This window comes from Streptomyces sp. NPDC029169 (assembly GCF_055563935.1).
This window is the reverse complement of sequence record NZ_JBVHXA010000015.1, coordinates 64,345-88,198: the sequence shown is the minus strand read 5'-3', so window position 1 is coordinate 88,198 and position 23,854 is coordinate 64,345. Positions and strand designations below refer to the sequence as shown.

Genomic DNA, 23,854 nt, shown 5'->3' with positions numbered 1-23,854 from the left:
TACCTACAGGCCCGGACCCGCCCTCAGATCCTGCCGGTCCTGGGCCGCTTCGCCGCGGGCTTGGGCAGCGCGAGCGCGAGCTCCTCGCGCAGGTCCTCGATCTTGGCGTAGCCGGCGTACTGCCCGGTCAGCCGGTACATCTCACGCAGTCGGTCCCAGGTGCGGTGCGAGGACGTCTCGCCCATGGAGACCAGCGCGAGCCGGGCGTAACGGTCCGCCTGCTCCGGGTCGTCGGCGATGAAGCAGGCCGAGGCGAGGGAGATGTAGTCGAAGAGCTTCGAGCGGTTGTGGCCGCTGCGGCGCAGTTCGAGGGCCAGCTTGGCGTGGCGCTGCGCGGGGACGGCGGCGGCGGGGTCGTGTTCGGCGAGGGTGCGGTACGCGAGGGCCTGCATGCCGTGCATGTCGGCGTCGTCGAAGTTCTGCATCCAGCTCGGCGGCGGCACGTCCGACCGGTCGGAGACGAACAGGTCCTCGGCCTCGCCGAGCGTACGGCGCATGGCCTGGCCCTTGCCCATGGAGGCCTGTGCCCAGGCCTCGATGGTGTGCAGCATCGCCTGGGTGCGGGGCAGGACCTCCTCGCCGGAGCCCGACTTGGCGAGCTTCATCAGGTCGAGGGCGTCGTCGGGCCGGCCCAGGTGGACCATCTGGCGGGCGGCGCGGGACAGGGCTTCGCCGGCGCGCGGCCTGTCGCCACCCTCGCGGGCCGCGTGGGCGGCGATGACGAAGTACTTCTGGGCGGTGGGTTCCAGGCCCACGTCGTGGGACATCCAGCCCGCCAGGACGGCCAGGTTGGCGGCGACGCCCCACAGGCGCCGCTGGAGGTGGTCGGGGTGGTGGTAGGCGAGCATGCCGCCCACCTCGTTCAACTGGCCCACGACCGCCTTGCGCTGGAGTCCGCCGCCACGGGAGGCGTCCCAGGCGCGGAACACCTCCACCGAGCGCTCCAACGCCTCGATCTCCTCCGACCCGATGGGGGCGGCCTCGTAGCGGTCGAACCCAGCGGGGTCGGCGTGGAGGGGATCGGTGGCGCGTGGCAGGGTGGCGGCGCGTGCGGGGTCGGTGTGGAGCCAGTCGTGCATGGCGCTGCTGAGTGCGGAGCCGGCGGCGAGCACGGCGCCCGCGCCCACCAGGCCGCGTCGGTTGAGCATGAGGTCCATTCCCGTGAATTCGGTGAGGACCGCTGCCGTACGCTCGGGCGCCCAGGGCAGCCCGTCAGGGTTGTCGGTGTTCCTGACGTTCTGCCGTTTCCCGGCGCGCCCGTGTCGTACGAACCCGAGGTCCTCGATGGTCACGACACGGCCGAGTCGCTCGGTGAACAGTGCAGCCAGCACCCGGGGTACGGGGTCGCGCGGGGTCTCCCCCATGTCGATCCATCGCCTCACCCGTGAGGTGTCGGTGGACAGTTGCGGATGGCCCATGGCCGCCGCCTGCCGGTTGACGAGCCTCGCGAGCTCTCCCTTGGACCAGCCGGCGAGGCCGAAGAGGTCTGCCAGGCGGGTGTTGGTCTGTCCGGTCACGTCTAAGCCCCCAGGTTCTCGGCTGAGTTGACAGTAACCCCCTGTCATAGGGCTGGCGACTATTCGCCAGGCTTCGCCAGGGTGCGCCCGATGTTCCGCCACCCGCGCCCGGGTGTCAGGTAGGAACGCGCCACCCCGCCCCGGCAGCCGGCCCACATTCCCCAGGGTGCGGCCCGGAGGTCGGGCGGGGCGACGCACGTAACTCGTCGGCACACGAAGGGATCTGTCTCCCCATGTACACAGCATCGTCCTCCGTGTCCGCCCCGCCCCGGCCCCAGCACCGTTCCGTACCGGCCGGCAGCGGACCGTACCTCGCACCCGTCGCTCCGGCGGGCCGGGCGAGGCGATGGGCGGGCAGTGCCGCTCAGCCGCTCAGCGGAAGAATCGACCTGTCCGGCCCCCAGGGGGCCCAGGTGCGGATGGCGATCGCGTCCGTCCACCGGATCTGCCCGGAGTTCAACCCCGTGCAGGTGCTGCGGCGCAGCGGCCGTTCCGTACTGATCGTCGGCACGACCGGGCGGGCCACGGCGGTCGCCAAGTGTTTACTGGATCACTCCCCCGCGTGGGTCGAGCGGTTCCAGCACGAAATAGCTGCCTATCGCTCCTTCGTCCGGCACCGTCCGCCGGTACGCGCGCCCCGGCTGATCGCGGCGGACCCGGAGAACTGCACGCTGGTGATCGAGCGCATGCCGGGCCGGGCGGCGGCGCTGACGCGCCACCCCGTGGAGGCTCCGCCCCGCGCGGATCTGCGCGCGGCGCTCGGCGCGATCGCCCGGCTGAACGCCTGGCGTCCGCCGGCCGGTACCTTCGACGCCCCGCTGGACTACGCGTCGCGGATCGCCCGCTACCACGAGCTGGGTCTCTTCACCGACCGGGACAGGGACGACCTGCAGAAGCTGCTGCACGGTCTGGCGCACGCCGGTGGCCGTCAGGGCATGGGGCAGTTCTGTCACGGCGACGCCCTGCTCTCCAACATCCTCCTCTCCCCCACCGGTCCGGTCCTGGTCGACTGGGAGCACGCGGGCTGGTACCTGCCCGGCTACGACCTGGCGACGATGTGGTCGGTGCTCGGTGACGCACCGCTGGCACGTCGTCAGATCAGTCAGCTCGCGCAGCAGGCGGGGCCGGCGTCTCGGGACGCCTTCCTGGTGAACCTGATGATCGTGCTGACGCGGGAGATCCGTACGTACGAGACAGCGGTGCAGCGCACCATCAAGGAGGCTCCGCCCGCCGGTTCGGTTCCGGTCCCCTCGGGTGCGGTCTCGCCCGGTGAGGAACAGCGGCGGCTGCTGCGGCGGCTGCACGACGACTGCGCCATGGCACGGCGGGCCGTGCGCGCCGCGGTCGGCACGCGCTGAGTGCGCGCCGACCGTCCACGGGGGTGACACGCCGTGTGCCCGGTGCCGACACACCGGGCGCGCGGCGCTCTGCCATTGGCCGCAGACCCGGCCATTGGTCCACTCCACTGACGCGCCGCAGGCCCGCGTGCCGCCGTCGCGAAACTCCGTGACACAGCCCCTGACATGGGAAATCCCATGTGGCTGGGGGTGATTGACGGATCGTCGGGAAGCCGATACCCCTGTACGGGTCGGCCCCGCACGCCCCCTCATCACCCCTGGTTCCTGGAGGCTGCCTTGCACCGTTCCGTGTCGCGCAGACGGGTTCCCCGCACGGTGGGCGCCGTGGCGTCCGCCGCCCTGCTCCTCCCGCTTCTGTCGGCTGCTCCGCCGGCCACGGCCGGTCCCCTGGAAGCCGGTTCGCTGCAGCGGCAGTTCGCGGCGGCCGCCGAGCGGCAGGGCGTACCGCAGAGCGTGCTGCTCGCGGTGTCGTACCTCCAGTCGCGGTGGGACGCGCACGGTGGGGCCCCGAGTGTGACCGGGGGCTACGGCCCGATGCACCTCACGGACGCGGTGACCGCGCTGGCCGAGGCCCCGCACCACTCGCACGGCGAGGAGGACGCCCGGGGCGACGACTCGCGCGCGCCGCGCCACGGGGCAGAGGTCGCGACCCCGCTGCCCACGGCGGCCGAGCTGCCGGACCGGCTCAGGACGCTGGACCGGGCCGCCGCGCTGACCGGGATTCCGGCGGAGCGGCTGCGGACCGGCACGGCGGCGAACATCGAGGGCGGGGCGGCGCTGCTTGCCGCCGCGCAGCGCGAGTCGGGCCGGCCGCCGAGCGCCGACCCGGCCGACTGGTTCGGCGCGGTGGCGCGGTACTCCGGCGCCGACGACGCGGCGACCGCGACGACGTACGCGAACGACGTGTTCGACGTGATCCGCACGGGTGTGTCCCGTACGACCGACAGCGGGCAGGTGGTGACGCTCGCGGCCGACGCGGACCTCGTGCCCGAGACGGCGCAGGTGGAGTCGCTCGGGCTGCGCTCGGCGGACGCGGCGCGGACCGAGTGCCCGCAGACGGTGGCGTGCGAGTGGATCCCGGCGCCGTACGAGGCGTTCGGGGACGGGGACTACGGCAACCACGACAAGGGGAACCGGCCGGAGTCCCAGTCGATCGAGTACATCATCGTCCATGACACCGAGGCGACCTGGGACGTCACGCTCAAGCTCGTGCAGGATCCGACGTATGTGTCGTGGCAGTACTCGCTGCGCTCCTCCGACGGGCACATCGCGCAGCATCTGCCGCTCAAGGACGTCGGCTGGCACGCGGGCAACTGGTTCGTGAACGCCAAGTCGGTGGGCCTGGAGCACGAGGGCTTCCTGACGGCTCCGGACTCCTGGTACACGGAGGCGATGTACCGGACGTCGGCGCGGCTGGTGCGGTATCTGGCGCAGCGGTACGACATTCCGCTGGACCGGCAGCACATCCTCGGGCACGACAATGTGCCAGGCCCGGTCACCTCGACGATCCGCGGGATGCACACCGACCCCGGCCCGTACTGGGACTGGGCGCACTACTTCCAGCTGCTCGGCCGACCGTTCACGCCGAGCGCGGGTCCGGACGCGGGAGTGGTGACGATCCGCCCGGAGTACGGCGCGCACCAGCCGCTCTACACCGGCTGTACGAAGGCGGGAGAGGCGTGCGCCCCGCACGGCAGCGGCGCCGTCCGGCTGCACACGGCGCCGAGCGCGGACGCCCCGCTGGTCAAGGACATCGGTCTGAGGCCCGGCGGCCAGGACTCGACGACCGGGGTCAACGACACCGGGGCGCGGGCCTCGACGGGCCAGCAGTACGCGGTGGCCGAGCGGCAGGGGGACTGGACGGCGATCTGGTACCTGGGGCAGAAGGCCTGGTTCCACAACCCGAAGGACCAGCGGACGGCGGTGAACTCCCGGGGCCTGGTGCTGACTCCGAGGGAGGGCCTGACGGAGGTCCCGGTGTACGGGCGCGCCTATCCGGAGGCCTCGGCGTATCCGGCCGGTGTGCCGGTCCAGTCGGTGTCGCCGCTGCCGTACAAGCTGCTCGCGGGCCAGTCGTACGTGGTGGGCGGCCGCACCCCTGGCGAGTACTACTTCGCGCCCGTGTTCGACCCCACGGGGCATCGGGTGGTGCGCGGCCAGGAGGAGCACTACGAGATCCAGTTCGGCCATCGGGTCGCCTTTGTGAAGGCCGCCGACGTGCGGGTTTCCGGCGCCTGAGCCGAATCCGGCCACGGCGTGAGGGGTGTCGCCGAGCGAGGGGCTCGACGGCACCCCGTCGCCGTTCATATGACTAACTCCGGTGTCGCGTGATCCGTAGGGGCGAGGGGTAAGGCTCGGCCGGTCACTGCCCACGCTCACCGAAAGGCCCCGCACGCATGGCTCAGCCCTTCGTTCTGCCGGATTTCTATGTCCCGTATCCGGCGCGGCTCAACCCCCAGGTGGAGACCGCCCGCACGCACACCCGGGAGTGGGCGCGGGCGATGGGGATGCTGGAGGGCTCCGGTGTCTGGGAGGAGCACGACCTCGAGTCCCACGACTACGCGCTGCTCTGCTCGTACACGCACCCCGACTGCGACGCCGAGGCGCTCTCGCTGGTCACCGATTGGTACACCTGGGTGTTCTTCTTCGACGACCACTTCGTGGAGGTCTTCAAGCGCACCCGTGACCGGCCCGGCGGCAAGGCGTATCTGGACCGGCTGCCGCTGTTCATGCCGAGGGACCTGTCCGCCCCCGTGCCCGAGCCGACCAACCCGGTGGAGGCCGGCCTCGCGGACCTGTGGCGGCGCACGGTGCCGTCCATGTCTGCCGCCTGGAGGGAACGGTTCGCCGCGGCGACGGAGGCGCTGATGTACGAGTCGCTGTGGGAGCTCGACAACATCAACGAGGGGCGGATCGCCAACCCCGTCGAGTACATCGAGATGCGCCGCAAGGTGGGTGGCGCACCTTGGTCGGCGGGGCTCGTCGAGTACGCGGCGGGCGCCGAGATCCCTCAACAGGTCGCGCACTCCCGGCCGTTGCTCGTGCTGCGCGATACGTTCGCCGACGCCGTGCATCTGCGCAACGACCTCTTCTCGTACCAGCGGGAGGTCGAGGACGAGGGCGAGAACAGCAACGGAGTCCTCGTCCTGGAGACGTTCCTCGGCTGTACGACGCAGGAGGCGGCCGAGGCCGTCAACGACCTGCTGACCTCCCGGCTCCAGCAGTTCGAGAACACGGCGCTCACCGAAGTCCCGGGCCTCTGCCTGGAGAAGGGGCTGAGTCCCGAGGAGTGCGCCGCGATCGCGGCGTACGCGAAGGGCCTGCAGGACTGGCAGTCGGGCGGCCACGAGTGGCACCTGCGGTCCAGCCGTTACATGAACGAGGGCCTGGACACCGGGCCTTCGCGGCTCGACGGGGTGCTCGGCACCTCGGCTCTCGACATCCGGAGCCTCTTCGGACGGTCGGCCTCCTCGCGCCTGCGGACGCTCACCCACGTGCCGCACCAGCAGGTGGGGCCCTCGCTGCTGCCCGACATCGATCTGCCGTACCCGCTGTCGCTCAGCCCGCACCACCAGGAGGCGAAGCGGCGCTCCGTCGACTGGGCGGAACGGATGGGGCTTCTCGACGACATCTGGGACCGTCCGACGGCGGAGGGCTTCGATCTCGCGCTCTGCTCGGCGGGCCTCGACCCGGACGCCACCGTGGAGGAGCTGGAGCTCAGCGCCGAATGGCTGACCTGGGGCACGTACGGCGACGACTACTATCCGCTCGTCTTCGGCCGGCCGCGCGATCTGCTCGGCGCCAAGGAATGCACCGAGCGGCTCAAGTCCTGTATGACAGTGGACGATCCGGCGGCGGGAGCAACACGCGCGGTGAGTCCGATGGAGCGTTCGCTCGCCGATCTGTGGGCCCGCACCACGGCCCCGATGGGGCCGGCGGCCAGGGAACAGCTGCGTAGCGCGCTCGATGCGATGCTGGACAGCTGGATGTGGGAGCTGCACAACCAGGCGCAGCACCGGGTGCCCGACCCGGTGGACTACATCGAGATGCGCCGCAAGACCTTCGGCTCCGATCTGACGATGCAGCTGTGCCGACTGCGGCACGCCGCCGGGCTGCCCCCGGAGATCTTCCGCTCGGGAACGGTCCAGAGCCTGGAGAACTCGGCCTCGGACTACGCGGCCCTCCTCAACGACCTGTTCTCGTACCAGAAGGAGATCGAGGTCGAGGGCGAGGTGCACAACGGCGTCCTGGTCCTGCAGACGTTCTTCGACTGCGACTATCCGACGGCTGTGGCGATGGTCGACGACCTGATGCGCGGTCGGCTGCGCCAGTTCGAGCATGTGAAGAAGCACGAACTGCCCAGGCTGTTCGAGGACTTCGGCCTGGGCGCGGCCGGGCGGCGCGCCTTCGCGGCGTATGTACGGGAGTTGGAGGACTGGCTCGCCGGAATCCTCAACTGGCATCGCAAGGTGCGGCGTTACGGTGCCGAGGACGTCCACACGGGCAGTGGTACGGCACTGCTCCGCCGGGGACCGACCGGCATCGGCACGTCGGCGGCGCGGGTGGCGACCTTGTTCGCGCCGTAATGTGCCTGCGCGCGGCCGCTCTCAGACGGGGCGGCCGCGCAGCTGGTCGAGTTCGCGGCGCTCGCGCTTGGTGGGGCGGCCCGCGCCGCGGTCGCGGACGGCGGCCAGGGCCACGTGCTCGCGCGGAGGCGGCGGCGGGCTGTTGTCGACGTACGCCTCTGCGGCGACGGGCGGGCCGACGCGCTTGGTGAGGAGCTGCTTGACCTCGACGATCCGCTCCCGGCCGCCGTGGAAGAGGCGTACCTCGTCGCCGGGCTTCACAGGCTGGGCGGGCTTGGCGCGCTCACCGTTCACCTTGACGTGTCCGGCCCGGCAGGCGGCGGCCGCCTGCGAGCGGGTCTTGGTGAGGCGGACCGCCCAGATCCAGCTGTCGACGCGTGCGCTCATCGGCCCCCGCTCCCTCGTCAGCCCTGCTGGAACAGCTCGGCGGGCAGCGGCTTGAGCAGCGCGTACAGGTCGTCGGTGATGGGCCGGTCCCAACTGGCGATCGTCACCAGGACGTTGTCGCTGCGGTCGAACTGCACGCAGGCGATACGGCTCTCGGAGAGTTTGAGCCGGCGCACGATCAGCAGGTTGTCGCCCTGCATCACCGGCATGTCCTCGGTGTCGAGGACCTCGACCGGCTCGTCGTTCTCCAGGGCCGCGAGGAGCTGGGCGACCTCGAAGGGGATCTGGCCGTCGGCGAGCTCGCGGGCCGGGGACCCCTCCGGCAGATTGCCGATGATCATCGCGGGGCCGCGGCCGCCGAACAGGTCGTAGCGCAGGAAGACGCCCTGGCAGCTTCCGTCGGGGGCGGGCAGCAGACCGGCGCCGAGATTGCCGGGCCAGTCCCCCGGGTCCATGGCCAGGACGTCGAAGTCCGGGCCCGCGGGTGTGGCGGCGCTGCGGCGGCGGAGGAAGGACATACGGCCATGGTACGTGCCCGGCCCACCCCCGCGACGCGCCGGGGCGGCTCCGCCGGACGCCCCGACGACACCCCCATGACCGGTCCCGCGGCGGGGCGCCGCGCCGGCCGGTCCGTCCGGTCTCACGGGGCTCCCGGGCGAGGCCGGCGGCTGCGCGGCGACGGTCGGTGCCGAGCTTCCGGTACGCGGCGGACAGGAGGATCAGCGCCGAGGGCGACGGCCGGGTCCTCGCCACGGACAGTGAGTGGCTGAGCACGGAGGCGCACCGTACGGGCGGTCGCGGGGGCGACGGCCTCCAGGTCGGTCTCGCGGGTCTCGGCGAGGGCGAGGTGGAGCCGCCAGGGGAAGCAGGCCGGGTCGGGCATGCCGCACGGGGCGAAGCGACGGCCGTTTCGGCCCACCGCGCAGGGCGAGGCGACGGCCGTTTCGGCCCACCGCGCAGGCCCAGGCGACGGCCGTTTCGGCCCGCCGCGCGGCCGTGCGCGTCGAGGCGGACGGCCGGCTCGGCCGCTGCCTCGTCGGCACGCTCCCGGGTCAGGAGCAGCCCCACCGGCGCTCCCGCTCCCGATGCCCGATGACCCCCGCGCAAGCCCCGGCGTACGCCGGACCGAGCCCCGTGTGACGGTCAGTCGGTGGACCGGGACGCGCGGTCCGCGAGGTCCTTCAGGACGGTCAACGCCTCGTCCGCGCGGGCGTGTTCCACGAAGAGGTGGTCGTGGTGGAAGCCGGCCACGACGTTGCAGCTCAGCCCTGCCCCCGCGAGCTGGTGCGCGACCGCCGCGGTCAGGCCGACGGCGTCGAGCGCCGAGTGGACCCGCAGCGTGATCCATCCGGCCACGTAGTCGTACGCCAGACCGGCCGCGTCGGCCTCCTCCTGGCGTACGACCAGCGTGAGCCCCTCGCTCTCGGCGACGGTGACCACTGGGACGACACCCGCCGGAGCGGGGCCGTCCACCGTGGTGAAGACATAGCGGCCGGGGTTCAGCTCCGGCCGCATCCCGGCGAGCAGCCGGGTCAGATCACGTTCCGCACTCATGATCACCACCCTAGGGCGGCGGCCCGCGTCAGGTCAGGTCGAACTCGCCCTCCCGCGCGTTGACCACGAACGCCCGCCACTCCGCCGGGGTGAAGATCAGCGACGGCGCCTCCGGCCGCCCCCCGTTCCGCATTGCGATGAAGCCCTCGACGAAGGCGATCTGAACGTCTCCCGCCCCCTGGCTGCTCGACCGCCAGTCCGCTCCGCTCAGGTCGAGTTCCGGCTTGTCCCAGCCCGCGAAGGCGTGCTGGGTGGTGGTGCTCTCCGCCACGTCCGTGCTCCTCCCGCATAGCGCAACGTCGTCGTCCGGGGCTCAGGGTAGCGAGCGGCACCGGGTGCCGACAGACCTCGCACCACCCGTCAGCCGGCCGGTGGCCGGTCGCCGACGAGCCACATGGAGAAGAACTGCGCGCCCCCGCCGTACGCGTGTCCGAGCGCCCTGCGCGCCCCCTCCACCTGATGCTCGCCCGCCTGCCCCCGTACCTGCATCGCCGCCTCGGCGAAGCGGATCATCCCGGACGCGCCGATGGGGTTGGTGGAAAGGACACCGCCCGAGGGGTTCACGGGCAGGTCGCCGTCGAGTTCGGTGACCCCAGCCTCGGTGAGCTTCCAGCCCTCGCCCTCCTCGGCGAAGCCCAGGTTCTCCAGCCACATCGGCTCGTACCAGGAGAAGGGGACGTACATCTCGACCGCGTCGATCTCCCGGCGCGGGTCCGTGATGCCGGCCTGCCGGTAGACGTCGGCGGCGCAGTCCTTGCCGGCCTGCGGCGAGACGAAGTCCTTGCCCGCGAAGAGCGTGGGCTCGCTGCGCATCGCGCCACCGTGCACCCAGGCGGCCGGCCGCGGCGAACGCTCCGCGCCCGCCCGGTCGGTGAGGACCATCGCGCAGGCGCCGTCGGAGGACGGGCAGGTCTCGGAGTAGCGGATCGGGTCCCAGAGCATCGGCGAGGCCTGGACCTTCTCCAGGGTGATGTCGTGCTCGTGGAGGTGGGCGTACGGGTTCTTGAGGGCGTTCCGCCGGTCCTTGTACGCGACGAGGGAGCCGACGGTGTCGGGGGCACCGGTGCGGCGCATGTAGGCGCGGACGTGCGGGGCGAAGAAGCCTCCGGCCCCGGCGAGCAGAGGCTGCTGGAACGGGACGGGCAGCGAGAGGCCCCACATGGCGTTGGATTCGGACTGCTTCTCGAAGGCGAGGGTGAGGACGGTGCGGTGGACGCGTGCGGCGACCAGGTTCGCCGCGACGAGCGCCGTGGACCCGCCGACGGAACCCGCCGTGTGCACGCGGAGCATCGGTTTGCCGACCGCGCCGAGGGCGTCGGCGAGGTACAGCTCCGGCATCATCACGCCCTCGAAGAAGTCGGGGGCCTTGCCGATGACGACGGCGTCGATGTCCGCCCATGTCAGCTCGGCGTCTGCCAGCGCGCGCACGGCGGCCTCGCGGACGAGTCCGGCGATCGACACGTCCCGGCGGGCGGCGACGTGCTTGGTCTGGCCGATGCCAACGACGGCCACGGGCTCCTTAGGCACGGTTCTCCCCTTCCAGGACGGCGACCAGGTTCTGCTGCAGGCAGGGGCCGGAGGTGGCGTGGGCGAGGGCCCGGTCGGAGGCGCCCCGGTGGATGCGGGCGGCTGCCTCGCCGAGGCGGATCAGGCCGGCGGCCATCATCGGGTTGGCGGCGAGCGCTCCGCCGGACGGGTTGACCCTCACCCTGTCGTCGAGGTCGAGGGCTCGGCGGAGCACGACCTCCTGGGAGGTGAAGGGCGCGTGGAGTTCGGCGGTGTCCACGGGCCGTTCGAAGGCTCCGGCGCGATCGGCGGCGAGCCGGGTGGACGGCGAGTCGGTGAGGTCGCGTACGCCGAGGGAGTGCGGTTCGATCCGGTGGTCGATGCCGCGAATCCAGGCGGGCCGTTCGCACAGTTCGCGGGCCCGGTCGCCGACGGCGAGGATCACGGCGGCCGCGCCGTCGCCGACGGGCGGGCAGTCGCCGGTCCGCAGCGGACCGACGACGTACTCGCCCTGCGCGCGGGCGCCGGGCAGCTGGGCGTGCGGGTTCGCGGTGGCGTCCTGGCGGCTGCGGGCGGCGATGGCGGCGAGTTCCGGCTCGTCGGTGTGGCCGGCGTCGATGAGCGCGCGGGCCTGGAGGGCGGCGAGGGCGACGGGGTCGGGCCAGAGCGGGGCGAGGTAGTAGGGGTCGAGCTGCCGGGTGAGGACATCGCGTACGGAGCCGGGGGACGACTTCCCGTACGCGTAGACGAGCGCGGTGTCGGCCTCGCCGGTCAGCAGCTTCACCCAGGCCTCGTAGAGCGCCCAGGCGCCGTCCATCTCGACATGGGACTCGGAGATCGGCGGCCAGGCGCCGACGCCGTCGAGGGCCATGGTGAAGGAGAAGGCGCGCCCGGCGAGGTAGTCGGAGGAGCCGGAGCAGGTGAAGCCGATGTCGGAGGTCTTGCATCCGGTCTGCCGCAGCACCTCGTGGAGGACGGGCATGACCATCTCGACCTCGGAGAGCTCGTCCGTGCGCCGCAGGTGGTCGGTCTGGGCGAAGGCGACGACCGCCACCTCGCGGTCCTGTCGGTCCGGCGTCACAGCAGCTCCTTGTACGTGTCGTAGTCGGCGTCGGGTTCGCCGGTGGGCCGGTAGTGGTCGGGGTAGCGGCTGTTCTCGCTCCATACGGGTTCGACGCGCAGCCCCATCCGGACCTGGTCGTACGGGATGCCGCCGATCCGGCCGTGGAGCGCGAGCCCGGCGCCGTCGAGGGCGATGTGGGCGTAGACGTACGGGACTTCGATGTCGAGGCCACGGGCCTTGATGTTGACGATGCAGAAGGTGGTGACCGTGCCGCGCGGACCGACCTCGACCTGCTCGGCGGTGGCCACGCCGCAGGTGGGGCAGGCGCCGCGGGGCGGGACGTACACCTTGGCGCAGGACGGGCAGCGTTCGCCGACGGTCCTGTTGTCGGCGAGGGCGTGGAGGTAGCCGGTCTGGGCACGGCCGGGGGTGTACGTGTAGTCGAGCCGGGCGGGGGCGAGGATGCCGGTGACGGGGTCGGGGAAGGTGCCGTCGTGGGCGCGCGGCTCGTCTCCGGGGGTGCTCTCGTACGGCTCGAAGCAGGCGATGTCGGTGATGGCGCCGGTCCGTTCGGCGGCCCAGCGGATCCTCACCCGCATTCCGGTACGGACAGCTTCGGGGCCGGGCGCGTCGAGGGCGTGGAGGAGGGCGGTGTCGGCGCCGTCGAGCCGGACGAGGACCCAGGCGAAGGGGGTGGACAGCGGCTGTCCGGTGCGGGGTTCGGGGTTCCAGGCCCAGGTGGTGACGGTGCCGGTGGCGCCGAGCTCGACGAGATCTCGGAGTTCTTCGGCGGTCTCGGGGTCGTACTCGACGGGCGGGACGAGCACGCGCCCGTCACCGGTCCGCACGCCGAGGACGGTCCGCTCTCGGAGCCCGGTCAGGAAGGCGGACTGCAGGGGGCCGAGGGACCGGGTGAAGGGGAACTCGACGACGAGGGGCGCACGGAGGGTGTCCGGCGAGGGGGCGGATGACATGGGGCTCCTTGGTCGGGGGCGGTACGGGGTGGGTGCGGGCAGGGCGTTGGGGGCGGTGCGGGGCCGCTGCGCGGGGCCTTCTCCCCACCCCGCCCCTTCCCGAACTGGGGCTCCGCCCCAGACCCCGCGCCTCAAACGCCGGCGGGGCTGAAGTTCCGGCCAGCGGGCGGAAACCAGCCCGTCCGGGGGCCGGTGCCACGCGTCGAGCCGACGGGGTTGAGTTTCTCCCGGCGGGGCTGGCTTTTCAGCCCGTCCGGGGCACGGCGCCACGCGCCGAGCCGGCGGGGTTGAGTTGCGCCCGGCGGGCGGCACCCAGCCCGTCCGGCGCTTGAGGACACGGCCGAAGGCCGTACGGGGGTCTGGGGGCTTGCCCCCAGTTCGGGAAGGGGCGGGGTGGGGAAAAGTCACTCCCGGCGGTACACCGGCTTGCGCTTCTCCGCGAACGCGCGGGCGCCTTCCTTCGCGTCCGCCGTCTCGAAGATCGGCCAGCCCCGCGCGAGTTCCGCCGCAAGCCCCTCCGTCTCCGTCAGCTCCGCCGTCTCGTACACCGACGCCTTCACCGCCTCGACCGCGAGCGGCCCGCAGGCGTTGATCTGCTCGGCGATCTCGAGGGCCTCGTCCAGCGCCGTCCCGTCAGGGACGACACGGCCGACGAGCCCGATCCGGGCCGCCTCCTCCGCACCGTAAGGCCGCCCCGTCAGCAGCATTTCGAGCGCGTGCGTGCGGGCGATCTGCCGCGGCAGCCGGACCGTCGAGCCGCCGATCGGGAACAGACCGCGCTTCACCTCGAAGAGTCCGAACGTGGCGGAGGCGCCCGCGATCCGGATGTCGGTGCCCTGGAGGATCTCGGTGCCGCCGGCGACGCAGTAGCCCTCGACGGCGGCGATGACGGGCTTGCGGGGCCGGTGGTGGCGCAGCATCGCCTTCCAGTGCAGATCGGGGTCGGCCTTCATCCGGTCCCGGTACTGCTCGCCCTCCATCCCCTTGCCCGCCAGCGCCTTGAGGTCCATCCCCGCGCAGAAGGTGCCGCCGGCACCGGTGAGGACGACGGAGCGGACCGTGTCGTCGGCGTCGGCTTCCAGCCAGCCGTCGTAGAGCCCGACCAGCATGGGCAGTGAGAGCGCGTTCTTGGCCTCCGGTCGGTTGAGTGTGAGCACGAGCGTGGCACCTTCGCGCCGCACGGTGAGGTGTTCGGTCCCACCCATGGACGTCCTCCCGTCTCCAGACCTAGAACAGGTTGCAGGAGGCGCGGGTCCAGTTCAATAGTTTTCTGACACTCAGTCAGATTCTTCTGCGCGACCCCTTCCCACCTCCGCCGCCCGGCGCTCTAATGACCGCCGAGTCAGTTCGGGCCTGGACGACCAGCGGGGTCAGGAGGAACGGTGGAGTACAACCTTGCCGACCTGTTCGAGTCGGTCGTCGACGTGGTCCCGGAGCGCGAGGCGCTCGTCTACGTCGACCACCCCGGCACCGGAGCGGAGCGCCGGCTGACGTACGCCGAGCTCGACACCGCCGCCAACCGCCTCGCCCACCATCTGATCGACTCCGGCATCCGGCCGGGCGAGCACCTGGGCCTGCACCTCTACAACGGGATCGAGTATCTGCAGACCGTCCTGGCCTGTCTGAAGGCGCGCATCGTGCCGGTCAACGTGAACTACCGCTACGTGGAGGAGGAGTTGGTCTACCTCTACAGGGACGCCGATCTGGCCGCGCTCGTCTTCGACGCCGAGTTCACGGAACGGGTCGCGGCGGCGCTGTCGCAGACGGAGAAGCTGCGGCACCTCGTCCGGGTGGGGACCCCGGCCGAGGACGCTCCCGCACTCGACTGCGTACCGTTCACCGAGGCGGAGGCCTCCGGTTCGCCGGAGCGCGGCTTCGGGCCGCGCTCGGCGGACGACCTCTTCATCATCTACACCGGCGGTACGACGGGGATGCCGAAGGGCGTCATGTGGCGCCAGGAGGACCTCTTCTTCGCCGGGCTCTTCGGCGGCGACCCGGCGGGCGAGCCGGTCAAGCGGCCCGAGGAGCTGGCCGAGCGGGTCGCGGCGGGCGGCGCCGGGCTCACCTTCTTCCCCGCTCCCCCGCTGATGCACGGCACCTCGACGCTGACGTCGTTCATCGCCTTCAACTACGGGCAGCGGGTGGTCATCCACCGCAAGTACGCGCCCGAGGAGGTGCTCCGCACGATCGAGAAGGAGAGGGTCTCCAGCGTGTCGCTGGTGGGCGACGCGATGCTGAGGCCCCTGATCGACGCGCTCCACGGGCCGCTCAAAGGGACGGACCTGTCCTCGCTGTTCAGCGTCTCCTCGTCCGGGGCGATCATGTCGGAGACGGTACGGGCCGAGTTCCAGGCGCTCGTGCCGCACGTACTGCTCCTGAACAACTTCGGCTCCTCCGAGTCCGGTTCCAACGGCAAGGCGACGGTCGACTCGGGCCCGGAGAAGGGCTTCCGCCTGGAGGTCAACGAGCGGACGCGGGTGGTGGACCCGGTGACGTACGAGCCGGTGCCGGTGGGCGAGCCGGGGCGCCTCGCGCAGCGCGGCCACGTACCGCTCGGCTACTACAACGATCCGGCGAAAACGGCCGAGACCTTCTTCCAGAAGGGCGACGAGCGGTGGGTGCTGCTCGGCGACATGGCGACCGTCGACGAGGACGGCATCGTCACGGTCCTCGGCCGGGGCTCGCAGTGCATCAACACCGGCGGCGAGAAGGTGTATCCGGAGGAGGTCGAGCAGGCGCTGAAGTCCCATCCGGACGTGTACGACGCCCTGGTCGCCGGCGTGCCCGACGCGAAGTGGGGCAACCATGTGGCGGCCGTCGTCCAACTGCGCGCCGGTTCTCCCGCCCTCGACCTGGAGGCCGTCCAGACCCACTGCCGGACCCGGCTCGCGGGCTACAAGATCCCCCGCCAGCTGGTGATCACCGACCGGATCCAGCGCTCCCCCAGCGGCAAGGCGGACTACCGCTGGGCCCGGTCGGTGGCAGCGGCCGAGGACACCGGCGCCTAGATACCGAAGGCCCGCAGCGCGGCGAGGAACTCGGCCGGGCGGGTCGCGTGGATCTCGTGCCCGACGTCGATCGTCACGAGGCGGGCGTCGGGCAGCCGGTCCGCCATCCAGGAGAGCCGCTCCTGGGCGATGGGGCTGGTCCGGCCGCCGCCCAGGATCAGGGTCGGGGCCGTGATCGCCGCCAGGCCCTCGCGCCAGGCGGGATCCGGTGCGTTCAGCTGGGCGTCGGTCGCGAGGACCACGTCCCAGTCGAGACCGACGGGCCCCTCGGGACGGGCGGCGTGGCCGCGTGGCGGGTCGAGCGGGAAGAAGACGGGCGCCTCCTCCAGGACCAGTCGGCCGATCAGGCCCGGTTCGTCCATGGCCAGGAGGCAGGCCGCGGCGCCGCCCATCGAGTGGCCGACGACGTCGGCGCCCGCGAGGTCCAGCTCCTTGAGGAATCCGCGCAGCTCGTCGCGGAAGACCTCGAATCCGTACGGGCCGGTCCAGTCGCTCAGGCCGTGCCCGCGCAGGTCGACGGCGTACACCCGGCGGTCCGTGGCCAGTTCCTCGGCGATCCCCGCCCAGTCGGTGCGGTTCCCGCCGCGGCCGTGGACGAGGACCACGGGCGGGGCGTCCTCCGCACCCCACACCCGGTACGCGAGGCGGACCCCGTCGACGGTGACCGTACGGACCTCCGGGTCGAGGAAAGCGGCGATCGGGCGGGCGAAGGCGCCCGCGTCGTCCACCCAGGGGAAGTGCCCGGCGCCGCGCTGGACGACCAGTTCGGTGTGCGGGAAGCACTCCGCGAGCTCGGCCGCACGCGCCGGGCTGGGCGCGCCGTCGTACTCCCCCGCCAGGATCAGGACCGGCGCGGTGAGACCGGCAAGCGCGGCCCGGGTCGCCTCGGGGTCGAAGGCGCCCGGTGCGTAGTAGGCGGCCGCGGCGTCCCAGTGCGCCTCGTCGGCGACCGCCGCGGCGTGGGTCCGCGCGGCCTCGTCCCACCTGCCGTAGGCGAAGGGCGAGGCGATCTCCATGACCCGCGCCATGGGCGTGTCGGGACCGATCGTCGCCACGCCGGCCCGCGCCTCCGCGTACCACGGCTGGTCGGCGAACACCTCCGTGGCCTTGTCCCACTCCTCGTCCGTGATCTCGATGCCCACCGCCCGCGTGCCGGGGGTGACGAGCACGAGGGAGCGGACGCGCTCGGGGTGTGCCGCGGCGTACAGCGTGGCCAGGTTCCCGGCGGCCGAGTGGCCGAGCAGATCGATGCGCTCCAGGCCGAGGTGGAGCCGCAGCGCCTCGACGTCGGCCACCTGCCGGTCGCAGCGGTACGAAGTGGGATCCGCGGGCTCGGCGCTCGCGCCGGTACCGCGGAGATCGAGCACGATCAGGCTGCGGTACGCGGCGAGGCCGCCGAGGTCGCCGAGGTAGGCGGCGTCGCGCATCGGGCCGCCGGGCAGACAGACGAGCGGCTCGCCCTCCCCCCGTACGTCATAGGCGAGTTCGGTCCCGTCGTACGTCGTGAACTTCGGCATGGCACCGATCGTCGGCCGAGCCGGATGATCTTCGCAACCGATTTCTCCCACAGCGCGATACGGTGGGTGCTCATCCCACTGGCGAAGGAACAGCACACCCATGTCCGAGACCCTCCGCGGCGACTGCGCGAACTGCTTCGGGCTGTGCTGCGTCGCGCTCCCCTTCGCGAAGTCCGCGGACTTCGCGGTGAACAAGTCCTCCGGCGAACCGTGCCGGAACCTCCAGGAGGACTTCCGCTGCGGCATCCACACCAAGCTGCGGCCGAGCGGGTATTCGGGCTGCACGGTGTACGACTGCTTCGGCGCGGGGCAGAAGGTCTCCCAGGTCACCTTCGGCGGGGTCTCCTGGCGCGAGGCCCCCGAGACCTCGCGGCAGATGTACGAGGTGTTCCCCGTGATGCGCCAGCTGCACGAGCTCCTGCGCTACGTCACCGAGGCCCTCGCCCTGCCCGCAGCCCGGCCGGTCCACGCGGAGCTGCGGCAGGCCCTGGGGCGGGTGGAGCGCCTGACCGAGGGGTCGGCGGACGCGCTGGAGAAGCTGGACGTCGCCGCGGTTCGCGGCGAGGTCAACCCACTACTCCTGAAGACCAGCGCGCTGGTGCGGGCGACGGCGGGCGGCAAGGCGGGCGGCAAGACCAAGAGCCGGCGCGGCGCCGATCTGATCGGCGCGCGGCTGCGCGGGGCGAAGCTGCGGGGCGCGGATCTGCGCGGGGCGCTGCTGATCGCCGCCGACCTGACGGGCGCGGATCTGTCCCTGGCCGATCTGATCGGCGCCGACCTACGGGACGCCGACCTGTCCGGTGCGGACCTCACCGGTGCGCTGTTCCTCACCCAGCCCCAGCTGAACGCGGCCCGCGGCGACGCCACGACCCGCCTGCCGAAAGGCTTCGAGCGCCCCGCTCACTGGGCCTAGGACCCGGCCGCCTGCCTCGCCGGGGTCCTGGCGCACAGGTAGGGGCGGGCGAGGAGCAGGCCGGTGCCGGTCGTGATGATGCCGAAGTAGACCGGCGCGAGGTGGAGGAAGTCCGTGTAGTGGATCGCGCCGTGCACGATGACGGCCGGCAGGAAGCCGGCGGCCGCCGCCACGGCCAGGGTCCAGAACACCCAGGCCTCGCCCCGCCGCCAGCCCCAGGCGCTGAGCAGGGTGATCGCCACGGCCGCCGCCATCAGGGCGCCGCCGAAGCCCGCGCGGTCGTGGGCGACGAAGGGGACGAGCCGGGGGTTCACGGCTTCCAGCGCCTGGGTGTCGGCGCCCAGGAAGACCAGATCGCTCGGCACGAAGACACCGGTCAGACCGACCACCGAGATGACCGCTCCGCCGACGAAGAGACCTGCTCCCGTGACGATCAGCAGGAGTTGGCCCACGAGGGCCCGCCGACGCTCCGGCTCCGGCCCCTCGGGCACCTGGCGCCACCGCGGGACGTGCGGGGTCCGGCGGACGCCGGCGACGAACATGGGGAACAGCACGAGGGTGGTGGCCGTGTGCAGGGGTTCCACGAAGCCGGTGGCAAGGAAATAGAACAAGGTGGGGAAGCCGATCGCCCCCGAGAGGAGATACACCTCGCGGGCCCAGGGCCAACCGCGTCTGATCCCGCCCACGGCGAGGCCGGTGTAGAGCGCGCCGATCGCCACCATCGTGCCGGCCATGGTGATGCGGTCGTGCTGGAGGAAGTGCACGAGGTGGTGGTTGGCGGCATGCAGTTCGTGGAGCGTCATGCCGAGGTAGTCGCGGTCGTACCAGAGCAGCACCGGCCCGAGCGTGATCGCCGCGGCGCCAAGTCCGGCGCCCGTCATCCCGAGTCCGACGATCAGCGCCCACCACCAGGCCGGCCAGCGGCGGGGATCGCGGCCGACGTCCCGTAGCAGCGGAGCGGGCGCGGTGGGGGTGGCCGCCTCGGTGACCCGTGCGAACCAGCCGGGTCCGGCCGCGACGAGTACCCCGTGCCGTGCGAGCACGACGGCCTTCGGGTCGTCGAGCGCGGCGGCCGCGGCGGTGACCGTCGGGTCGGACACGCGGACGACATGGGGATCCTCGTCGCTCGTGAAGCCGTCGACGTGGGGCGCGAGGGCGGCCTCGGTATCCGGGTCGGCGGTACGGACGACCAGCGGGATCGATCGACCGGCCCCGGCCTCGCGCACGGTCTCCACGTCGGTCGCCGAGACCGGCGCCACCTCGACGACACCGGCCCCGAGCGGGGCCATGGCGCGAACCGTCTCGCGGGCGAGCGAGGGCGGGACGGATATGCCGAGGCGGACGGTCACGGGCACCCCGGCGATCTCGCCGGCGAGCCGCTCCGGCGGATGGCGGTGGCCGAACCCCCGGGCGATCAGACGCGCGCCGGCGGGACGGGAGCCGATCGAGGCCAGCAGCCGCAGTGCGGTGCGCTGGGAACGGCGCCTGCCGACGACGGCGGCGGCGACGCCCCGCAGAGGGTGATAGGTCCAGTCCGGCATCAGTGGCTCTCGTTCTCCGTCACGGTCTCCGGGGCACCCGGCGCGGTCCAGCCGAGCACCGGTGTCATCGAACGCAGCGTCGCCCGGGTCGGCGTCAGCCGGGCGGCCGTGTCGCGCAACAGCACCGCGGGCGGCCACGCCAGCTGGCCGACCGCGCCGAGCCGGGCGGAACGGCGCACGATGGCCTGCGTCCTCGGGCGGCGCAGCAGGTCGTACGAGCGGAGCGCGGCGGCCACGTCCGGAGTGCCGTCGAGGCAGGCGGCGAGGGTGACCGCGTCCTCCAGCGCCTGGCACGCGCCCTGGCCCAGGTTCGGCGTCATGGCATGGGCCGCGTCGCCGAGGAGCGCGACCCGGCCTCGGACGAAGGAGGGCAGCGGCGGCAGCTCGTACAGGTCGTGCCGGAGTACCGCGGTCGGGGGGACGGCGGCCAGCAGGGCGGGGATGGGATCCGGCCAGTCCCCGAACCGGCGCAGCAGTTCGGCGTACTCGGAGGTGCCGGAGGCCGTGTCCGGCGGCAGCGAGGCGGTCGCGAAGCAGTACATGCGCCCGCCCGGCAGGGCCGTGTAGCCGAACCTCTCGCCGCGGCCCCAGGTCGCGGCGCCCTCGGCGGGCGGCTCGGCGAGGGGCTCGGTGACCATGCGCCAGGCGGTGTAGCCGGCGTAGCGGGGGCCGGCCGCGTCGGGCCACAGCACGCGACGGACCGCGCTGTGCAGCCCGTCGGCACCGACGACGAGGTCGGGCCGGGACTCGCCGCCCCGGTGCTCGACGACCGGGCCGCGGTCGTCCTCGCGGACGGCGGACACCTCGCTGCCCGACCGCAGGCTGTCCGCCGGCAGCGCCTCGGTGAGCGCCCGCAGCAGCTCCGCGCGGTGCACGACCACGAGGGGATGGCCGAAGCGGCGGACGAGTTCCGAGGTGTCCGTACGGGACATCCAGCGGCCCCGGCGGTCGCGTACGCCGCCGGAGGCTTCGACGGCGCCGAGTTCCCGCACGCCGTCGGCCAGACCGAGGGCGTCGAGCGCGCGCAGCGCATTGGGCCAGAGGGAGATCCCGGCGCCGATCTCGGTGAACTCCGGGGCGCGTTCGAGGACTTCGACGCGCCAGCCGCGGCGGTGCAGGGCGATGGCGGCCGCGAGGCCCCCGATCCCGCCGCCGACGATGGTCGCGGCGCGCTGCGGCATGGGTCCTCGCTCTGGATCTCGGGATACCGCAGGTCGGGCTGAGCGGCGACCCATAGCAACATCTCGACAGACGCCTGTCAACGTGCGGCGAACCCCTCGGGGACGTACACGTACGGGGTGGTCGTCGTCAGTGCGGTGAAGCCCAGGCGCTGGAGGATCGGGCGGCTCGTGTCGGCCGCGTCGACCTGGACGAAGCGGTGGCCGCGCTCGACGGCGATCCGGGTGCGGAAGGCGACCAGGGCGCGGTAGAGGCCCCTGCCTCGCCAGGCCTCGACGGTGCCACCGCCCCACAGACCGGCGAAGTCGGTGCCCGGGTAGAGCTCCAGACGCGCCGCGCTGACGGGTTCGTCGCCGGCCATGGCGAGCACGGCGGCGACGGTGTCCGGCGCGGCGGTCAGTTGGTCGAGGAGCTGACGTCCGATGTGGGAGCTGTCTCCGCCGAACGCCCGGTCGTGGACCTCGGTCACCCGCTTCACCCCGGCCGCGTCGGTGACGGGCACCAGCTCGACGCCCTCGGGAAGGTCCACGGCGAGGGGCAGCGTGGCCGCTTCGGCGGCCATCAGGGTCTCCTGGTCCTCGGCCGTGAACCCGGTGGCGAGCAGCCGGGCAGCGAGGTCGGCCGGGCCGTCGTGGCCGTACACCTTCCACTCGAAGGGCAGGCCGAGTGCGGTGAAGTGGCGGATCTGTTCGGCGATGGCCGCGTCGGCGTCCCGCTCCTGAAGTCCGGACCAGAGGATGCCGTTCCAGCCGTGGGCGGGGCCGGTCTGCCGTACGACCGGGCCGTCGCGCTCCACGCGGGTGCCGGGCCCGTCGGCTCGGGAGTCGAGGCGCAGCTGACGGTCGTACAGGGCGCGTATCGCTTCGGGATCCATGGCGGCAACTCCAGCACCGCCCGTCGGAGCGCGGCAAGTGGGTTTCGCGCGCCGACGACGGTCCGCCGTCCCGGCCGGGTCACCCGGGGGTGTGGCGCAAGGGGGTGAGCTGTTCGATGTCGTAGCGGCGGCGGAGGGCTTCGATCGCCGCGTGGTCGACGTCTCCGCCGGCGCCGAGGATCTCCATCAGCTCTTCGAAGTAGCGCTCGTGGTCGGGCGGCGGGGAGGCCTGGAAGAGCATCCGGGCGGGCTCCCCCGTCGGGTTGGCGAAGGCGTGCGGGCAGCCGGGCGGCACGAGGATGAGGGTGCCGGGGGTGGCCCGTACGACCCGTTCGCCCGACGCGCTCTCCCAGTCGCGCCACCGGTCGGGGGTGCGGACGAGCGGCTCGAAGGCGAGGACGTCCAGCTCCCCTTCGAGGAGGTAGAAGAGTTCCTCGCTGTGGCCGTGGGTGTGGGCGCCCACGTCGAATCCGGGCGGGACCTCGACCTCGAAGGTGGAGGCCGTGGGGGTGTGCTCGCCGGTGACCTTGAACGTCACTCGCTGGGCGGCGGTCGTGAGGGTCTTGCCGTGTCCGGGTGGCACGACGAGTCCGTCGGCCGGCTGGATCGCTGTCATCGTGTCGTACCTCCTCTCACCACGTGACCGGCAGGGTCTCGGGGCCGCGGATCAGCGCGCCGCGCTGCCATGGGATCTCCTCATCGGGGACGGCGAGCCGCAGTCCGGGGAACCGCTTCCAGAGGGTGTCGAGGAGGATCTCGGACTCGATGCGGGCGAGTTGGGACCCGGGGCAGTAGTGCGGGCCGTGGCCGAAGGCGACGTGCGGGTTGTAGCCGCGGTCGAAGTCGAGGCGTTCGGGGTCCGGGAAGACCTCCGGGTCGCGGTTGGCGGTCAGGTACGAGACGTAGACGGGGTCCCCGGCAGGGATGCGGACGCCGCCGACCTCGACGTCCTCCAGGGCGATTCGGGAGAGGCCGACCGCATTGCGGTGCGGGATATAGCGCAGCAGCTCGTCGACGGCCTGCGGGAGCAGCTCCGGCTCGGCGCGCAGCCGGGCGAGGTGGTCGGGGTGGGTGAGGAGGGCGTAGACCATGTTGGCGCTGTTGTTGCGGACGGCGTGCGCCCCGCCGATCTGGATGAGCACGGCGAGGCCGACGGCCTCGTGCTCCTCCAGGGTCGCGTCGTCGACGGCGTCGGCGAGGACGGCGGCGAGGGTCTCGCGGCCGGTGCCGTGGTTGCGGCCGATGAGGTCGGTGAAGTACTGGCCCATCTCGGCCTTCGCCCGCTCGCTGGCCTCGCGGCCCGCCCCTGCGGAGATGATCGTGTCGGACCACGTGGCCATCAGCGGCTGGTCGCTCTCCGGTACGCCCATCAGCTCGCTGACCATGGCGAGCGGGAAGGGCCGGTTGACCATGGCCATCAGGTCGGCGGGGGCGCCCTGTTCCTCCACGGCGTCGAGGAGCCGGTCCATGGTGGCCTGCGCGTGGTCGCGCAGGGAGCGCAGCGCGCGGGCGCTGAACGCCCGGGCGACGACGCGCCGCATCCGGGTGTGGTCGGGCGGGTCGGCGAAGCCGACGGCGCCGTCCATCGGGATGAAGTGCGGGGCCAGCCGGGTGACCTGTCGGCCGTAGACGGCCTGGCGACTGAAGCGGGGGTCGACGGAGACGAACTTGACGTCCTCGTAGCGGGTCACCAGCCAGGCGTGCCCCTCGCCGTGCGGCAGCCGCACCCGGGTGACGGGATCCTCGTGGAGCAGCTTGGCGAGGAGCGGGTCGAAGTCGAGCCCGGTGAGGTCGGGTACGGCCCAGAAGTGGACGCGGGGGGTGTCGGCGGACTGGGAAGTGGCAGTGGTGGTCATGAGGCGACTTTCGCGGGTACG

The 23,854-nt window shown here is 72.5% G+C and carries 20 protein-coding genes; 5 read left to right on the top strand and 15 right to left on the bottom strand.

From position 1 onward, the window contains the following. Positions 1-23: 23 nt before the first annotated feature. Positions 24-1,517, bottom strand: coding sequence for a DNA-binding protein NsdB (locus tag ACZ4VI_RS25500; RefSeq protein ID WP_468002745.1), 1,494 nt, complete (start codon positions 1,515-1,517; stop codon positions 24-26). 233 nt (positions 1,518-1,750) lie between these two features. Here ACZ4VI_RS25500 and ACZ4VI_RS25495 point away from each other — a divergent pair, with 233 nt between their 5' ends. The 3 genes from ACZ4VI_RS25495 to ACZ4VI_RS25485 all read left to right on the top strand — a co-directional run bounded on the left by ACZ4VI_RS25495 (position 1,751) and on the right by ACZ4VI_RS25485 (position 7,461). Continuing rightward, positions 1,751-2,875 (top strand): aminoglycoside phosphotransferase family protein, encoded by a 1,125-nt coding sequence (locus ACZ4VI_RS25495; protein ID WP_468002743.1) that lies wholly within the window; start codon positions 1,751-1,753, stop codon positions 2,873-2,875. Between the two features lie 315 nt (positions 2,876-3,190). Then, complete coding sequence (locus ACZ4VI_RS25490; RefSeq protein ID WP_468002980.1) at positions 3,191-5,113, top strand: N-acetylmuramoyl-L-alanine amidase; 1,923 nt, start codon at positions 3,191-3,193, stop codon at positions 5,111-5,113. Between the two features lie 158 nt (positions 5,114-5,271). Further along, a complete protein-coding gene (locus tag ACZ4VI_RS25485) occupies positions 5,272-7,461 on the top strand; it encodes a terpene synthase family protein (RefSeq protein WP_468002741.1) in 2,190 nt (729 codons plus the stop codon). A 21-nt stretch (positions 7,462-7,482) separates the two neighbouring features. Here the strand turns inward: ACZ4VI_RS25485 and ACZ4VI_RS25480 are convergent, their stop codons facing one another. The 8 genes from ACZ4VI_RS25480 to ACZ4VI_RS25445 form a co-directional block, all read right to left on the bottom strand. Next, on the bottom strand, positions 7,483-7,848 hold the full coding sequence (locus ACZ4VI_RS25480; protein ID WP_468002739.1) for an RNA-binding S4 domain-containing protein: 366 nt from the start codon (positions 7,846-7,848) through the stop codon (positions 7,483-7,485). A gap of 17 nt (positions 7,849-7,865) precedes the next feature. Beyond that, a complete protein-coding gene (locus ACZ4VI_RS25475; protein ID WP_362014223.1) occupies positions 7,866-8,366 on the bottom strand; it encodes a hypothetical protein in 501 nt (166 codons plus the stop codon). Between the two features lie 625 nt (positions 8,367-8,991). Further along, positions 8,992-9,402 carry an ACT domain-containing protein gene (locus ACZ4VI_RS25470; protein WP_468002737.1) on the bottom strand — a complete coding sequence of 137 codons (411 nt, stop codon included), beginning with the start codon at positions 9,400-9,402 and terminating at the stop codon, positions 8,992-8,994. A gap of 28 nt (positions 9,403-9,430) precedes the next feature. After that, positions 9,431-9,673, bottom strand: coding sequence for a DUF397 domain-containing protein (locus tag ACZ4VI_RS25465; protein WP_362356209.1), 243 nt, complete (start codon positions 9,671-9,673; stop codon positions 9,431-9,433). 89 nt (positions 9,674-9,762) lie between these two features. Next, positions 9,763-10,929 carry a thiolase domain-containing protein gene (locus ACZ4VI_RS25460; protein WP_468002735.1) on the bottom strand — a complete coding sequence of 389 codons (1,167 nt, stop codon included), beginning with the start codon at positions 10,927-10,929 and terminating at the stop codon, positions 9,763-9,765. Next, on the bottom strand, positions 10,922-11,989 hold the full coding sequence (locus ACZ4VI_RS25455) for a thiolase domain-containing protein (RefSeq protein ID WP_468002733.1): 1,068 nt from the start codon (positions 11,987-11,989) through the stop codon (positions 10,922-10,924). The genes ACZ4VI_RS25460 and ACZ4VI_RS25455 overlap by 8 nt, the downstream gene beginning before the upstream one ends. Next, the gene (locus ACZ4VI_RS25450) at positions 11,986-12,945 is read right to left on the bottom strand and encodes a Zn-ribbon domain-containing OB-fold protein (protein WP_468002731.1); all 960 of its coding nucleotides are present in this window, start codon (positions 12,943-12,945) and stop codon (positions 11,986-11,988) included. Before ACZ4VI_RS25450 ends, ACZ4VI_RS25455 begins: the two co-directional genes overlap by 4 nt. Positions 12,946-13,349: 404 nt before the next feature. Continuing rightward, positions 13,350-14,150 carry a crotonase/enoyl-CoA hydratase family protein gene (locus ACZ4VI_RS25445; RefSeq protein WP_468002729.1) on the bottom strand — a complete coding sequence of 267 codons (801 nt, stop codon included), beginning with the start codon at positions 14,148-14,150 and terminating at the stop codon, positions 13,350-13,352. Positions 14,151-14,327: 177 nt separating this feature from the next. Here ACZ4VI_RS25445 and ACZ4VI_RS25440 point away from each other — a divergent pair, with 177 nt between their 5' ends. Then, complete coding sequence (locus ACZ4VI_RS25440) at positions 14,328-15,953, top strand: acyl-CoA synthetase (protein ID WP_468002727.1); 1,626 nt, start codon at positions 14,328-14,330, stop codon at positions 15,951-15,953. Here ACZ4VI_RS25440 and ACZ4VI_RS25435 read toward each other — a convergent pair. Next, positions 15,950-17,470 (bottom strand): alpha/beta fold hydrolase, encoded by a 1,521-nt coding sequence (locus ACZ4VI_RS25435; RefSeq protein WP_468002725.1) that lies wholly within the window; start codon positions 17,468-17,470, stop codon positions 15,950-15,952. The genes ACZ4VI_RS25440 and ACZ4VI_RS25435 overlap by 4 nt on opposite strands. A gap of 100 nt (positions 17,471-17,570) precedes the next feature. Here ACZ4VI_RS25435 and ACZ4VI_RS25430 point away from each other — a divergent pair, with 100 nt between their 5' ends. Beyond that, positions 17,571-18,383, top strand: coding sequence for a pentapeptide repeat-containing protein (locus ACZ4VI_RS25430; protein ID WP_468002723.1), 813 nt, complete (start codon positions 17,571-17,573; stop codon positions 18,381-18,383). Here ACZ4VI_RS25430 and ACZ4VI_RS25425 read toward each other — a convergent pair. The 5 genes from ACZ4VI_RS25425 to ACZ4VI_RS25405 form a co-directional block, all read right to left on the bottom strand. Continuing rightward, the gene (locus ACZ4VI_RS25425; RefSeq protein ID WP_468002721.1) at positions 18,380-19,924 is read right to left on the bottom strand and encodes a hypothetical protein; all 1,545 of its coding nucleotides are present in this window, start codon (positions 19,922-19,924) and stop codon (positions 18,380-18,382) included. The two genes, ACZ4VI_RS25430 and ACZ4VI_RS25425, sit on opposite strands and share 4 nt — an antisense overlap. Continuing rightward, positions 19,924-21,105 (bottom strand): FAD-dependent monooxygenase, encoded by a 1,182-nt coding sequence (locus ACZ4VI_RS25420; RefSeq protein WP_468002718.1) that lies wholly within the window; start codon positions 21,103-21,105, stop codon positions 19,924-19,926. The genes ACZ4VI_RS25425 and ACZ4VI_RS25420 overlap by 1 nt, the downstream gene beginning before the upstream one ends. Positions 21,106-21,182: 77 nt before the next feature. Next, positions 21,183-21,977 (bottom strand): GNAT family N-acetyltransferase, encoded by a 795-nt coding sequence (locus ACZ4VI_RS25415; protein WP_468002715.1) that lies wholly within the window; start codon positions 21,975-21,977, stop codon positions 21,183-21,185. A gap of 79 nt (positions 21,978-22,056) precedes the next feature. Beyond that, positions 22,057-22,593, bottom strand: a complete 537-nt coding sequence (locus ACZ4VI_RS25410) for a cupin domain-containing protein (protein ID WP_468002713.1) — start codon at positions 22,591-22,593, stop codon at positions 22,057-22,059. 16 nt (positions 22,594-22,609) lie between these two features. Beyond that, entirely contained in the window at positions 22,610-23,833 is a 1,224-nt protein-coding gene (locus ACZ4VI_RS25405) for a cytochrome P450 (RefSeq protein ID WP_468002711.1), read from the bottom strand. Positions 23,834-23,854: the final 21 nt, after the last annotated feature.

Excerpts from the sequence above, each read along its gene's own strand:
- ACZ4VI_RS25435 (WP_468002725.1), bottom strand. The coding sequence starts at position 17,470 with ATGCCGAAGTTCACGACGTACGACGGGACCGAACTCGCCTATGACGTA.
- ACZ4VI_RS25420 (WP_468002718.1), bottom strand. The coding sequence starts at position 21,105 with ATGCCGCAGCGCGCCGCGACCATCGTCGGCGGCGGGATCGGGGGCCTC.
- ACZ4VI_RS25415 (WP_468002715.1), bottom strand. The coding sequence starts at position 21,977 with ATGGATCCCGAAGCGATACGCGCCCTGTACGACCGTCAGCTGCGCCTC.
- ACZ4VI_RS25485 (WP_468002741.1), top strand. The coding sequence starts at position 5,272 with ATGGCTCAGCCCTTCGTTCTGCCGGATTTCTATGTCCCGTATCCGGCG.
- ACZ4VI_RS25475 (WP_362014223.1), bottom strand. The coding sequence starts at position 8,366 with ATGTCCTTCCTCCGCCGCCGCAGCGCCGCCACACCCGCGGGCCCGGAC.
- ACZ4VI_RS25405 (WP_468002711.1), bottom strand. The coding sequence starts at position 23,833 with ATGACCACCACTGCCACTTCCCAGTCCGCCGACACCCCCCGCGTCCAC.
- ACZ4VI_RS25445 (WP_468002729.1), bottom strand. The coding sequence starts at position 14,150 with ATGGGTGGGACCGAACACCTCACCGTGCGGCGCGAAGGTGCCACGCTC.
- ACZ4VI_RS25495 (WP_468002743.1), top strand. The coding sequence starts at position 1,751 with ATGTACACAGCATCGTCCTCCGTGTCCGCCCCGCCCCGGCCCCAGCAC.
- ACZ4VI_RS25410 (WP_468002713.1), bottom strand. The coding sequence starts at position 22,593 with ATGACAGCGATCCAGCCGGCCGACGGACTCGTCGTGCCACCCGGACAC.
- ACZ4VI_RS25450 (WP_468002731.1), bottom strand. The coding sequence starts at position 12,945 with ATGTCATCCGCCCCCTCGCCGGACACCCTCCGTGCGCCCCTCGTCGTC.
- ACZ4VI_RS25480 (WP_468002739.1), bottom strand. The coding sequence starts at position 7,848 with ATGAGCGCACGCGTCGACAGCTGGATCTGGGCGGTCCGCCTCACCAAG.
- ACZ4VI_RS25425 (WP_468002721.1), bottom strand. The coding sequence starts at position 19,924 with ATGCCGGACTGGACCTATCACCCTCTGCGGGGCGTCGCCGCCGCCGTC.
- ACZ4VI_RS25470 (WP_468002737.1), bottom strand. The coding sequence starts at position 9,402 with ATGAGTGCGGAACGTGATCTGACCCGGCTGCTCGCCGGGATGCGGCCG.
- ACZ4VI_RS25430 (WP_468002723.1), top strand. The coding sequence starts at position 17,571 with ATGTCCGAGACCCTCCGCGGCGACTGCGCGAACTGCTTCGGGCTGTGC.